12 protein-coding genes and 1 tRNA gene are annotated in these 12,671 nt (G+C 42.7%); 4 read left to right on the top strand and 9 right to left on the bottom strand.

Annotated features, from left to right (window positions below; translation table 11 throughout):
• Positions 1-55 precede the first annotated feature (55 nt).
• The 9 genes from OFN73_RS04600 to OFN73_RS04560 all read right to left on the bottom strand — a co-directional run bounded on the left by OFN73_RS04600 (position 56) and on the right by OFN73_RS04560 (position 8,789).
• A complete protein-coding gene (locus OFN73_RS04600; RefSeq protein WP_270862429.1) occupies positions 56-2,125 on the bottom strand; it encodes a TonB-dependent siderophore receptor in 2,070 nt (689 codons plus the stop codon).
• A 24-nt stretch (positions 2,126-2,149) separates the two neighbouring features.
• The gene (locus OFN73_RS04595; RefSeq protein ID WP_270862428.1) at positions 2,150-4,015 is read right to left on the bottom strand and encodes an iron ABC transporter permease; all 1,866 of its coding nucleotides are present in this window, start codon (positions 4,013-4,015) and stop codon (positions 2,150-2,152) included.
• Positions 4,008-4,928 carry an ABC transporter substrate-binding protein gene (locus OFN73_RS04590; RefSeq protein WP_270862524.1) on the bottom strand — a complete coding sequence of 307 codons (921 nt, stop codon included), beginning with the start codon at positions 4,926-4,928 and terminating at the stop codon, positions 4,008-4,010. The genes OFN73_RS04595 and OFN73_RS04590 overlap by 8 nt, the downstream gene beginning before the upstream one ends.
• Positions 4,928-5,692 (bottom strand): ABC transporter ATP-binding protein, encoded by a 765-nt coding sequence (locus tag OFN73_RS04585; RefSeq protein WP_270862427.1) that lies wholly within the window; start codon positions 5,690-5,692, stop codon positions 4,928-4,930. Before OFN73_RS04585 ends, OFN73_RS04590 begins: the two co-directional genes overlap by 1 nt.
• Before the next feature lie 143 nt (positions 5,693-5,835).
• Entirely contained in the window at positions 5,836-6,552 is a 717-nt protein-coding gene (locus OFN73_RS04580; protein ID WP_270859464.1) for an arginyltransferase, read from the bottom strand.
• Positions 6,552-6,776, bottom strand: coding sequence for a hypothetical protein (locus OFN73_RS04575; RefSeq protein WP_270859463.1), 225 nt, complete (start codon positions 6,774-6,776; stop codon positions 6,552-6,554). The genes OFN73_RS04580 and OFN73_RS04575 overlap by 1 nt, the downstream gene beginning before the upstream one ends.
• A gap of 9 nt (positions 6,777-6,785) precedes the next feature.
• Complete coding sequence (locus tag OFN73_RS04570; RefSeq protein ID WP_270862426.1) at positions 6,786-8,216, bottom strand: acetyl-CoA carboxylase subunit A; 1,431 nt, start codon at positions 8,214-8,216, stop codon at positions 6,786-6,788.
• Between the two features lie 104 nt (positions 8,217-8,320).
• A tRNA-Leu gene (locus tag OFN73_RS04565) sits at positions 8,321-8,407 on the bottom strand.
• 85 nt (positions 8,408-8,492) lie between these two features.
• Positions 8,493-8,789 carry an HU family DNA-binding protein gene (locus tag OFN73_RS04560; protein WP_270859461.1) on the bottom strand — a complete coding sequence of 99 codons (297 nt, stop codon included), beginning with the start codon at positions 8,787-8,789 and terminating at the stop codon, positions 8,493-8,495.
• A gap of 254 nt (positions 8,790-9,043) precedes the next feature.
• Between OFN73_RS04560 and OFN73_RS04555 the strand changes: the two genes are divergently transcribed.
• From OFN73_RS04555 to hemL, 4 genes are read left to right on the top strand one after another with little or no spacing between them, the layout of a single operon-like run.
• Complete coding sequence (locus OFN73_RS04555; protein ID WP_270862425.1) at positions 9,044-9,724, top strand: response regulator transcription factor; 681 nt, start codon at positions 9,044-9,046, stop codon at positions 9,722-9,724.
• A gap of 16 nt (positions 9,725-9,740) precedes the next feature.
• Positions 9,741-10,976 carry an ArsS family sensor histidine kinase gene (locus OFN73_RS04550; RefSeq protein ID WP_270862424.1) on the top strand — a complete coding sequence of 412 codons (1,236 nt, stop codon included), beginning with the start codon at positions 9,741-9,743 and terminating at the stop codon, positions 10,974-10,976.
• Positions 10,977-11,027: 51 nt separating this feature from the next.
• Complete coding sequence (locus tag OFN73_RS04545) at positions 11,028-11,411, top strand: c-type cytochrome (protein WP_270862423.1); 384 nt, start codon at positions 11,028-11,030, stop codon at positions 11,409-11,411.
• Entirely contained in the window at positions 11,395-12,666 is a 1,272-nt protein-coding gene (hemL, locus tag OFN73_RS04540; protein WP_270862422.1) for a glutamate-1-semialdehyde 2,1-aminomutase, read from the top strand. The genes OFN73_RS04545 and hemL overlap by 17 nt, the downstream gene beginning before the upstream one ends.
• The last annotated feature ends 5 nt before the right edge of the window (positions 12,667-12,671 follow it).

Below are 12,671 nucleotides of genomic sequence, written 5' to 3'. Positions count from 1 at the left end.
GCGAAACCACGCCACACAAAATTCCACTAAAATTCCAGCAAATTTCCGCAAAATTTTACCAACTATACTTCGCGGTTAGTGTTACCTTCGCGCCCTCGCCATAATAGCACCAGTAGTTGCACCCTGCGACATACTCCTTATCAGCGATATTTGTCGCATTTAGACGAAGCGAAAAGTCCTTATACGAATACTCCGCCATAGCGTCAATTAGCGTGTGTGATGGCACACTCACAGCGTCGTGGCGAGGCGATGTCCATGCGCTACTCTCGCTCTTGCTTTTGCCCACATAGCGCACGCCAGCGCCCATTTTGAGCCCATGTCCGCCACCTAAATCCATAGAATATACCAAAAATCCAGAGAGCATATCTTTTGGGATTAGTGGTGTTGGCGTCATGTAGTCAAAGCCATCAACATTGATTTTGGCTTCATTGTAGTGCGTGTAAGCGGCGATTAGGTTTAAATTTTCGCTTAAATTCACATTTGCGCCAAGCTCCACGCCTTTGGCTACCTGCTTTCCAGCCTGACTTGAAAAGCTCGAACCATCGGTGTATGGGACATTTCTCTGCTCTATGTCAAAATACGCTAGGCTAAATTCGCCGTCTATGAAGCTTGGCAGATATTTCACACCAGCTTCGTATTGTCTAGCCGTGGTTGGCTTGTAAAACTCGCCCGAACTCGTGCGGCCGGATTGTGGCATAAAAGACTCAGAGTAGTTGAAATACGGCATAAATCCGCTATCAAACGCGTATAAAATCCCAGCCTGATAGGTCGTTTCGTCCGTGTCATAGCTTTTATCACCATTTAGCGTGGCTTTTGCCTTGTCATGGCGCACCCCAAGGGTCAAATTTAGCTTCTCATAAAGCTCAATTTTATCATTTAAATAAAATCCAAGCTGACTTTGATCCAAGTCATAATTCGGGTTTGAAAACGACAGCGCCGGATTTGCCGTTAGGCGGGTGCGCACTGGATTATAGACATTTATAGTGCCTACGAAGTAGTTGTAAAAATACTGCCCCCTAGCGCGGATATCTCTGTAATCCACGCCCAAAGTTAGGCGGTTTTTCACACTTCCCCACTCGTCTTCGTAGCTTATGCGGTTATCGAATATATGCGAATTCACACTCGCATCGACAAAGAGCAAATCCTGCGCGATATCGGTATCGTTTATCATATTATACTCGACACTTGCGCCGATTTGGTCTTTGTTTTCGCGGTTAAATTTATAGCTTGATTCGAATTTTAGCTTGTCGTTAAAACTATGCGCTAACTCGTATCCAACCGAAATTTGATCGCGCGATAGACTATCGTTTAATGCGCCCAAATTCGCACTTGGCGAAATTTTACCCTGCGCGCCAGGTATCATCGTGCCTACATAAGGGAAAAACCCGTTGCTTCCGGTGCCTGCGTCATGCGTGAAGCTAGATAGAAGTGTGAGCTGCGTATCATCGCCGAGTAAAAATAAAATCGATGGCGCGATGAAAAAATGCTCGTTCCATGTGTAGTTTATGTCGCCACGCTTTTTCTCATAATCGTTTACAATGCGAAATTTCACGCTATCACTCACGCCGTCGCTGACATCGAAAAAGACCCCGCGCAGGTGATTTGAGCCAAATTTCGCGCCGATTTCGCCTTGTGGAGTGAGAGTTGGACGCTTAGAGATGAGATTTATCACGCCACCAGCGTATGATGAGCCATAAAGTAGCGAGTTTGCGCCCTTTACCACCTCGATACTCTCATATCCGTATAATTCAGGGCTGATACCAAAATATCCGCCCTTATACGCACTAGCGCCGTCCAAGCTCACACTCGCTTCAAATCCACGAAGTCTAAGCCAGTCGCTAGTGTCCAAATCCGCGCCATAAGGCTGTCCGACGAAACCAGCTTCGTATTTGACGGCCTCGTCTAGCTGTGTCGCGCCACGCTCTTCGATTGCTTTTTTGCTCTCGATTACAGATGAGCTTCCAGCACTCATGAAATCGACCTTGCCACTACCCTTGCCTACCGAGCCTACCACGGCGATTTCGTCTAAAACCTGCGCCTCGTTTGCCGTCTCAGAGACTTCCTGCGCCAAAACAGCTGCCGCGCACAGACTAAGCGCAAACGCGCTACCAAAAATTTTTCGCATAAATGCTCCTTTGATTAAAATTTATTAAATTTTTCTTGCAATCCATAAAAAATAAAGGCTTCCGATTATCGTAGCGACCACGCCACAAGGTATTTCGTAAGGAAAAATCAAATTCCTACCCAAAAAATCCGCCACGCTCATTATCAAAGCCCCGATTAGCGCACTTGCCATGAGCCCAGCGCCCGTTTTGCGAAAACCCAAAAATTTCGCCAAATGCGGCGCGATAAGCCCCACAAAACTCACTGGCCCCACGCAAAGTGCGCTAAAAGCCGACAATACGGCGCAAAATACAAACAAAATGGTTTTAAATTTGAAAATATCCACGCCCACGCTACTAGCGCACACATCGCCTAGGCTTAAAATCGTAATTTCTCTTTGAAATCTCATCACCACGCCAAAGCTAATCGCGCAAAGCATCGCCAAAAGCAAAACCTGCGAAAAACTCGTAGAATAGGTGCTTCCAGCGCTGTATGAGATAAAATCATAAATCCTGCTATCCCCGCTAAAAAGCAAAATTTTCTCCACCGCGCTCACAAAGGCACTCACCGCAATCGCGCTTAAAATCACGCGCATTGGACTCATGCCACTTCTCGCATTTATCGCCAAAATAAAGCCCAAAACCACCAACGCCCCAAATACGCCAAAAACAAAGCCAAGCGCAGGTGCGAAAAACATCGAAGCAAGCACGCCAAGGCTCACGCCAGAACTAATACCAAGAAGCTCAGGCGAGGCCATGTCGTTGCGGGTTAGACTCTGTAAAATATAGCCACAAACAGCCAAAATTCCGCCACAAAGCAAGGCTGTGAAAACGCGGTTTATGCGCAAAGCGAAAATTTCGCGCGAGAATTCGCCATAAAATAGGCAAAACGCCACGAAAACAGCCAAAATTCCGCCAAGAAGTGGCACATTTAAATACTTCGCCCTTTCGCGAATTTCGTTTTTGGCGACATTTCCTGCGTTTGCGTCCTTTGTGGCGCAGTGTATGAGCCACAAAAACATCGGCGCACCCAAAAATGCACAAATTGCACCCGCAGGAAGCGAAATTTGGGTTAAATTTTGCAAGATTATAAGTCCGCTGTCGCAAATTCCAAGTATCAAAGCCCCCAAAAAAGCGCAAAAAATCGCTTTTTTGACAAACGAGCTAAATTTCAGCTGATTTGCGAGATAACTCGCTCCAAGTCCCACAAATGCGATAACCCCGCAATGCGCCACCGCCACAGCGGTAAAATACGCACCCAACACAAAGCCTATAATTCGCACCAAAACGACATTTAGCCCAAGCGATTTTGCCGTGCTATCGCCAAGCCCAAAGAGCCAAAACGAACGCGCAAAAGCTAGTGTTACAACTAGGGCTGGAAGCGATAAAATCGCCATTGTGTGCAGGTTTGCGTAGCCGTTTTGGGCTAAATCGCCACTTAGCCAAACCGTGATAAAATAGCTTTCATCTTTGAAAAAAATCAAAAGTAGCGCGCTTAGTGCGCCAAAGACTAGCCCTATGATTAGACCGCACAGCGTCGCACTAAATGCGCTAAACTCGCGCGTATTTGTGAGCGCAAACAAAAGCACAAGTCCGATGAGCGCGCCCACAAACGCACTTAGCGTGGTGCCAAGCGCGGGCGCGAACAGCCCCAAAAACAGCACCCCAAAGGCACTTGACGCGCTTACGCCACTGGTGCTATCACTCGCTAATGGATTGTGCGTAATAGCGCAGAGCAAAAGCGATGAAAGCGAAAGCAACGCACCGCAAAGAAGAGCCGTCAAAATGCGTGGCAGGGTGGAATTCAGCACCACAAGGGTGCGAATTTCGCCTAAATTCGCGTGTGCGCCAAGAAGCGAAATGGCGCAGAGTATCGCAAAAATGAGCGTTAAAACGGGCAAAGTTTTATTCATTTGCGCTCTTTTGCGAAATTTTGAAATTCGCTAAATTTGCCAAATTTGGCGAAATTTTGAAATTCGCTAAATTTGCCTCATTTTTCAAAATTTCACTCAGCAAATTTGCAAATTTTTGCATACTTAGCCACGCACCAGCGCTCCACACAGCCTCTATTTGCGCGCGGTTTTGCAAAATTTGCAAATTTTTATAAATCCCATTTGAGGCGATTTGCGAGTTTATATCAACCCTGTTTGGCTCGATTATGACGAGCTTTGCGCCCTGCTCCACCTCATAAAGTGCGCTTACATGGGCACTCGCGATACCCCAAAGATTATATGATAAATTACTTGGAGCCAAATTTGTAATCCCAAGTTTAGCCAAAACCACGCCATACAGGCTGTTTGCGCCATAAATCCTAATGTGAGCCGCGTCGATAAACTGCACGACTAAAACAGGTGTGGCGAAATTTTCTAGCTCTTTTTTCTTTTTTTCAAAAAATTCGTTGTTTTTGGCAAGTAAAATTTTCGCCCTCTCTTCGCAATCCAAAATTTTCGCCACTTCCAAAACAGCCAAATTTAGGTTGTTTTCCAAATTTCCGTCTTTATAAACATCGATAATGCGGGTTTTGGCGTATTTTGAAATGGTTTTTTCGTGCCCCGCAAAAAACGATGGCAAAAGCACAAAATCAGGCTTCAAAACTATTATCATCTCCAAACTCGGCTGGTTTCTAAGCCCCAAATCTAGGGTATTTGCACTATTTTTTAACCCACCACCCCAGAGCATAAAACTCTGCTTTTCAGCCATCGCAATCGGCTCAACTTCTAAAAACTCCAAAATCTCCGCTATGCCCCAATCTAGCGTGATTATACGCGGTTTTTCGCCCCCAAATACTGCGCCGCAAAAAATCAGCAAAAAAATAACCGCTCTCATCAAAACATCGCCGTTAATAAATTTGTCTTTGGGTGCGCGATTATATGGGCATTTACGCCGTAAATTTCTTTGATTTTTTCTGCGCTCATAGCCTCGCTAGATGGGCAGTTTAGTATCAGCTCGCCACCTTTTAGCGCGATGATTTTATCGCAGTGCGAACAGGCTAAATTTATGTCGTGAATCACGATGATGACGCATTTGCCAAGCTCTTTTGCCATTTTTTTGATTAGTGCCATGACGCTTAGCTGGTGCGCGATATCTAGGGGCGCTAATGGCTCGTCAAGTAGCAAAAAATCGCTTTCTTGCGCGAGTAACATCGCTAGGAAAATGCGCGATTTCTCGCCACCGCTTAGTGTGGAGACGATTTGGTCTTTGAATTTGAGCGTATCTGTGATTTGTAGGCACTCGGTAGCGATTTTGGCGTCGTTTTCTTTGTCCGTAAAATACCTGCCCCCGTGCGCATATCTGCCCGCCATAACTAGCTCCAAGCCCGTCAAATGAGAAGCGTCTGGTAAAATTTGGGGCAAATAAGCAACACTTTTGGCAAATTCTTTTTTTGCGTAATCTTCGATTTTCTTGCCATTTAGCGAAATTTCGCCACTTTGATTTTTGATTTGTGCGGCTAAAAGTTTGATAAGCGTGGATTTGCCGGAGCCATTGTGCCCCACGAGAGCGTAAAATTCGCCCTTTGCAAACTCTAAATTTATGTTATTTAAAATTTTTTTATTTTGTATTTGGTAATTTAAGTTACTAATTTTTAACACGATGATAATATCCATTATTAAAATAAAAGATAGATATTATCAAAAATTTAATAAATTTAAACTAAATATTTAACAATTATTATCAAAAGCCATATCAATTTAAAATTTCAAAAATGATAAAGTATAGCAAAACCTACCCTGCTCTACTCCCATAAACTTGGCTCCTGCGGGTCTGTATAGCTGGATAAAATTTGATATGGCTGGTAGTCAAATTTGTATTTTAGGCTCGGACACTCACGCACTGCATAACCCAAATATATCCAGCGAAGATTAAATTTTTTCGCGATTTCAATCTGCTTTAAAAGTGAAAATTTCCCAAGGCTAAGATCGCTTCTGTATGGGTCGTAATAGCAATAAATCGAGCTTATCCCGTCTTCGACAATGTCGATCAAATCGACGCAAATCAGCCTATCAAACTCATCGTAATACGAAATTTCCTTGCCGAAATTTCCATATCCCTCCACATAAATTTCATAGTATTTCTCAGGCGTGATATTTTGACGCGGCCAACCCTTTTTTTCGCTCATATAGTTGTGATAAATTTCGAAAAGCTCCAAATGCTCGCCGTCTAAAATCGGCGCTGAAAAGCCAAGAGTGGTTTTTTCGTTTTTTTTATAAACTCTGCGGTGCGATTTGGAAAATTTGAAATTTCTCGCATCTACTCTCAGGCTTTTACACTCATCGCAACCCGCACAAATGGGCTTTTGGAAGTAATTCCCAAAGCGTCTGTATCCGTGAGTGACTAAATTTGAATTATAAGAATACGAGGCGTTTTTGACAAAAATGTATTCATTTCTAGCTGATTTTCCCTGCAAATACGGGCAGGGAAAATCGAGCGTGCAAAATGGAATTTCAAGCATTAAATTTTTCTAATATTTGCGTTTTCGATATATTTCAAAAACTCGTCTTTTAGCCGATTTTCGCGCGCACTCACGCTCTCATCGCCTAAATCCTCATCTTTGAAAATATCTTTAAATTCATCGCGATTTGGGTTTGGTTTTGGCTTAGGTTTGGGTGGATTTTTCGCCTTTTCCTCTTTAATCATATCTTTTTTTATGCTATTTAGCGATTCTAAAAAATCCATTTGCACTCCCTAAATTTCGGCTTCTCGCATAGCAGAAGCGATTGCAGCGACGACTTCGGTTTTTTTCGTATCGAAATCGTCCTTGGTGTTTGCCAAAATTTTGTCCAAATTTTTCTCGACATAGCTCGTATCGAAAAATCCCAGTCTAAACTCACGCGATTTGCTGATCGAGAGCAAAAATGGGATTATCGTGCGCACACCCTCTATGCGAAACTCCTTCAATGCCCTTTCTAGCTTATTTACCGCCAAGTCATAATCTGTGGTTTTGATGATGAGTTTAGCTAAAAGCGAGTCGTAAAATGGCGGAATTTTATAGCCTTTGTAAATATGGCTATCCACGCGCACGCTAGGTCCCAAAGCTGGGTAATAATCCTCGACTTTACCAGGTGCTGGGGTGAAATTTTTCCATACATTTTCGGCTGTAATTCTCGCCTCAATCGCGTAACCGCGCGGTTTGATATCGCTTTGTTCGAGCTCTAAAATTTCGCCGTTTGCGATACGGATCTGGCGCACGACGATATCCACGCCAGTGATTTCCTCAGTGATTCCGTGCTCGACTTGGATTCTAGTATTCATCTCCATAAAATAGAAGTTGTTGTAATCATCGAGCAAAAACTCCACAGTGCCGACATTTGAGTAATTCACAGCCTTAGCCGCGGCTACTGCGGTGATACCCATGGTTTTGCGCAAATGCTCACTAATCGACGGGCACGGGGCGATTTCGATGATTTTTTGGTGACGGCGTTGGATTGAGCAATCGCGCTCGCAAAGGTGGATAATGTTGCCGTAATTATCACCGATGATTTGAAACTCGATATGGCGCGGATTGACGACGAGTTTTTCCATAAAAACTTCATCGTTGTTAAAATATGCCTTCGCCTCTCTGGTGCAAGATTCAAAGGCCGCTTCCATATCCTCTTCGCTCCAAACTTCACGGATTCCACGCCCTCCGCCGCCACCGCTTGATTTCAAAATCACCGGATAGCCGATTTTGCGGGCGTATTCTTTGATAGTTTCCATTGATTCGTTGTTTAATTTTTCGGTGCCTGGCACGATAGGAATACCATTTTTGCGCATTAAATAGCGAGCGATGTTTTTATTACCCATTTTGCGGATAACTTCTGGTTTTGGACCGATAAAGATAATCCCAGCGTCCTCGACCTCTTTTGCGAAATCATAATTCTCACTCAAAAATCCATATCCAGGGTGGATAGCGTCCGCACCGCTTGCTTTGGCTATTTCTACGATTTTTTTGGCGTCCAAATACCCAGTAAGTGGCTCTGTGCCGACCTCATAAGCCTCATCAGCAATTTTAACATGCAAGCAGTCTTTGTCAGGCTCGGTGTAAATCGCTATACTTTTTATGTGCAAATCTCTACATGCTCTAATAACCCTAACCGCGATTTCACCGCGATTTGCTATGAGAATTTTATGTATCATACTAAAACACCTTTTTGTAAAAATAATATTGCGTATGATAGTATAAAAAATGTTATATCAAGTTGAAATTTAGGGGAAAAAGTCAAAATTTTAAAGGATTTTAGTGGTGCCCAGAGCCGGAATCGAACCGGCACGGAGTTGCCTCCGCCAGATTTTGAGTCTGGTGCGTCTACCAATTTCACCACCTGGGCTTGAATTAAAAATCGAGATTATACAAAAATTTGATTAAAATAAAATTAAGCCCCAAAATTTTGGGGCTTAAAGAGTTAAGAAAAATTATTTTTTCTTTTTAGCTTTTGAAGCAGCAACAGCCTCTTTAAGTTGTTTGCCAACTTTAAATTTAACTACTTTTGTAGCAGGTGATTTGTAAGTTTTGTTTGTGCCAGGAACTTTGCCTTCACGAGCAGCACGCTCAGCAATGCTAAAAGAACCAAAGCCAATGAAACTAATCTCATCGCCTTTAACTAATAGCTCTTTAATTGTTTCAAGAGCTTTATCTACTACTGCTGTAGTATCTTTTTTGCTTTGTCCTGCTTTTTCAGCAACAATACTGATAAAATCAGCTTTTTTCATAGAGTATCCTTTGTGATAAAGTGTAACGGCGACCATTTTACAATACTTTGATAAAAATTTCAATAGAATTTTGCGAATTTTTCGCCAAATTTGGCAAAATTTCACGGAATTTGGCAAAATTTTGCCCATTTTCACACTATTTGAAAAATAAATTTTTCATTTTTTCCCAAATTTACACAAATTTAGGCGCTAAAATTTTTTATAATCTTAAATTTGATATAATGCGCCCAAAATTTTAAATTTAAGGTAAAAATATGACAAAAATTTTGATGATAGAAGACGATTTGGAGTTGGCTGAAATTTTAAGCGAATACTTAGAACAATACGAAATCGACATTACCGTCGCAGATGACCCATTTATCGGACTTTCGAAGCTTAAATTAGAAAATTTCAACCTCGTAATTTTAGACCTAACGCTTCCTGGTATGGACGGGCTTGAAGTCTGCAAAGAAATCCGCAAAACCTCGAATTTACCGATTATCATTTCTAGTGCGCGCCACGATTTGACCGATAAAATCAATGCTTTTGATTTCGGCGCAGATGATTATCTACCAAAACCATACAACCCCCAAGAGCTCCTAGCCCGCATAAAACGCCATGTCGAGCGCTACAACACAGGCTCGATCAAACAAGCCGGTGAAAAAACCAACAAAGACATCGTGGTAGATGATTTTTCGCACATTATCACCTTTAAAGGTCAGCCTCTATCGCTGACGGTCGCTGAATACGATGTCCTCTCATATCTAGTCAAAAAAGAAGGCGGAGCAATCACGCGCGAAGAGCTCATTTACAACAGCTCCTCAATCAGCGAAGAATCCTCGCCAAAAAGCATAGATGTCATCGTCGGTCGTATCAGGGTCAAGCTTGGCGAAACCTCCAAGACACCGCAATATATCCACGCAATCAGGGGCGTGGGATACAAACTCGTGCAATAAATTTTGAAATTTAAATATGAAATTTAGATCTTCGATTTTTTATACCATTACATTTATTTTCGCGCTTGCGACGATTGGCGTATCGCTCGCACTCATTTGGCTTATCGGATATGATAAACAAAACTACACCAGAGAGCTAAACACAAAATACTCCATAGTCGCGCGCTCACACCTATACCAAATGAGCAGGCTCATCTCGCAAAACGAATTCCAAAGACAAATCGCAAATTTCGAATTTGCTAACATTAACGACGAAAATTTTATAAAGCAATTAACCGAAAATGGCGAAATTTTAGATAGTATTTCGGCTGATATCGGCTCGGCTGATATTATAATGTATAACCGCAAACACTACCTCAAAATCACCCACGCCAACGAGGTTAGAATTTTAAACGACAAAGAATACCAACCATATCGCTACGATATTTTTAGGGCGATTTATGGCGGAATTTTGGCGATTATTTTGCTCGCATACATTTTTATTATACGCAAAATCAAACCACTTCGCAAGCTAAAACGCCAAATCGATAAATTTGCCACAGGCGATCTAAATATCACAAATGTCGCCACAGGCACAGACGAAATCTCCGAGGTTTCGCGCGCGTTTTACGGCGCAGTTACGCAGATCAACAAACTAAACGAATCGCGCCACCTATTTTTGCGAAACATCATGCATGAGCTAAAAACGCCCATTACCAAAGGCCGCATAACCGTCGAAATGATCGAAAAAAACAAATACCAAGAGCGCTTGTTGTCGGTGTTTGAAAGGCTAGAAGATTTGATTAATGAATTTGCCGCAGTCGAGAGGGCAACTTCTGGGATTCCGCTTGGAGAGCGCGGAATTTACTCAGCCAAAGAAATCATAAACGAAGCCCTAAAAATCGCAATGATAGGCGAAAATTTAGTAACCATAAATGCGCCAGAGGATTTAAAATTTAATGTAGATTTGAAGCTGTTTTCAATCGCTGTGAAAAATCTAATCGACAACGCAATCAAATACTCCACCGACCGCCATGTCATCATAAATGTCGGAGCAACCTTTGATTTCATCAGCAATTCGCCCGAGTTAGAGCAGGATTTCGAGCATTACAAAGAGGCATTTTCCAAGGGCTCAAACGCCAAACAAAGCTTCGGTCTTGGGCTATATATCGTCGATAATATCGCCAAATCGCATGGTTTAGTCTTTAAATATCGCAGAGAAAATGAGACAAATATCTTTTATTTTGATAATATGAGTGAAATTTTACTCTAAATTTTAAGGCGATTTGATATATGATTGCAAAATTTTTTAAAAAGTGAGTTTATGCGAAATTTAATATTTTTACTAGCATTTTTCGGTGTTTGTTTGTGTGCAGAGAGCTTCATCACAGATGAAGAATACGGAGCTATGCTCTATCAAAACCCCCGTGGAATCGGCTGTGATAAGTGCCACGGCGAGCGTGGCGAGGGACAGCTCATCGCAAAATACGAGGAATTTAACCGCTCAAACGAAACCTACTACGAAAAATCCCTTTTCGCACCCAAAATCAACACCCTTTCACTGCAAGAATTAGCCGACGGAATCGGCGCTAGCAAGGACATTATGCCAAGCTATTTTCTTACAAAAGACGAAATTATCATTATTTACAAATATTTAAAAGCCAAAAATCAAACCAATAAAAAGGACGAAAATGACAAACAAAACTGAATTTGCAAAGGCTATGAAATTTATCCCAGGTGGCGTTGATTCGCCTGTTCGCGCATTTGGAAGCGTAGGTGGTGAGCCATTTATGGTAAAAAAGGGCAAAGGCGCATATATCTACGATGTCGAGGGCAGAAAATACCTTGATTTCGTGCAAAGCTGGGGTCCGCTGATTTTCGGACACGCCGATAAGGATATCCAAAAAGCAGTTTGCAACGCAGCGAAATTTGGACTAAGTTTTGGCGCACCAAGCCCGCTAGAAACGAAACTTGCTAAGCTTGTTTTAGATAAATTTCCATTTTTGGATAAAATTCGCTTCACTAGCAGTGGCACAGAGGCCACAATGAGCGCAATCCGCCTAGCGCGCGCTTACAGCGGAAAAGACGGCATAATAAAATTCGCTGGTTGCTACCACGGACACAGCGACTCGCTTTTGGTCAAGGCGGGTTCAGGGGCAACTACATTTGGGTATTCAAGCAGTGCTGGCGTGCCAGAAGATATCGCCAAAAACACATTTGTCGCTGTTTATAACGACATACAAAGCGTCAAAGCGATTATAGAAGCCAATGATATCGGCACCATAATCATCGAACCAATCGCTGGAAATATGGGCTTGGTGCCTGCAAAAGCCGAATTTTTAAGCGAACTTCGCAAAATTTGCGACGAGAAAAAAATCGTGCTAATCATGGACGAGGTAATGAGCGGATTTCGCGCTAGTGCGCGCGGAAGCTACGATGTGTATGGCATAGAGGGCGATATCGTAACCTTTGGTAAGGTAATCGGTGGCGGTATGAGCGTGGCAGCCTTTGCTGGAAGGGCCGAGATTATGGATCTAATTAGCCCTCTTGGCGGTGTTTATCAAGCAGGCACGCTAAGCGGAAACCCGGTGGCAATGGCGGCTGGAATTGCGAGTTTGAGTAAAATTTATGCTAAGAAAAATTTATACAAAGATTTAAATTCACTCGCCAAACGCTTCATAAACGGCCTTAGCAAAGCCGCCAAAAAGCACGGTATCGCGCTTCAAACAGCCTGCGTGGGAAGTATGTTTGGGTATTTTTTCGCCGAAAACGAGGTCAATAACTACGACGACGCGCTAAAATCCGACACTAAGCGTTTTGCGAAATTTCACCGCGAAATGATAAAACGGGGCGTATTTTTGGCGCCAAGTCAGTTCGAAACTGGCTTTATTTGCGAGGCAATGAGTAAAAAAGATATAGATTTTGCCATAAAAATGGCAGATGAAGCGATGGCAAATTTGTAAATTTT

The organism is Campylobacter sp. JMF_14 EL1 (genome assembly GCF_027737585.1).
Classification (GTDB): Bacteria; Campylobacterota; Campylobacteria; order Campylobacterales; family Campylobacteraceae; genus Campylobacter_B.
Note: the sequence above shows the minus strand (reverse complement) of the source record. Positions and strands in the feature narration are given on the sequence as shown.

Excerpts from the sequence above, each read along its gene's own strand:
- OFN73_RS04570 (WP_270862426.1), bottom strand. The coding sequence starts at position 8,216 with ATGATACATAAAATTCTCATAGCAAATCGCGGTGAAATCGCGGTTAGG.
- OFN73_RS04575 (WP_270859463.1), bottom strand. The coding sequence starts at position 6,776 with ATGGATTTTTTAGAATCGCTAAATAGCATAAAAAAAGATATGATTAAA.
- OFN73_RS04595 (WP_270862428.1), bottom strand. The coding sequence starts at position 4,015 with ATGAATAAAACTTTGCCCGTTTTAACGCTCATTTTTGCGATACTCTGC.
- hemL (WP_270862422.1), top strand. The coding sequence starts at position 11,395 with ATGACAAACAAAACTGAATTTGCAAAGGCTATGAAATTTATCCCAGGT.
- OFN73_RS04560 (WP_270859461.1), bottom strand. The coding sequence starts at position 8,789 with ATGAAAAAAGCTGATTTTATCAGTATTGTTGCTGAAAAAGCAGGACAA.
- OFN73_RS04590 (WP_270862524.1), bottom strand. The coding sequence starts at position 4,928 with ATGAGAGCGGTTATTTTTTTGCTGATTTTTTGCGGCGCAGTATTTGGG.
- OFN73_RS04580 (WP_270859464.1), bottom strand. The coding sequence starts at position 6,552 with ATGCTTGAAATTCCATTTTGCACGCTCGATTTTCCCTGCCCGTATTTG.
- OFN73_RS04555 (WP_270862425.1), top strand. The coding sequence starts at position 9,044 with ATGACAAAAATTTTGATGATAGAAGACGATTTGGAGTTGGCTGAAATT.
- OFN73_RS04550 (WP_270862424.1), top strand. The coding sequence starts at position 9,741 with ATGAAATTTAGATCTTCGATTTTTTATACCATTACATTTATTTTCGCG.
- OFN73_RS04545 (WP_270862423.1), top strand. The coding sequence starts at position 11,028 with ATGCGAAATTTAATATTTTTACTAGCATTTTTCGGTGTTTGTTTGTGT.
- OFN73_RS04600 (WP_270862429.1), bottom strand. The coding sequence starts at position 2,125 with ATGCGAAAAATTTTTGGTAGCGCGTTTGCGCTTAGTCTGTGCGCGGCA.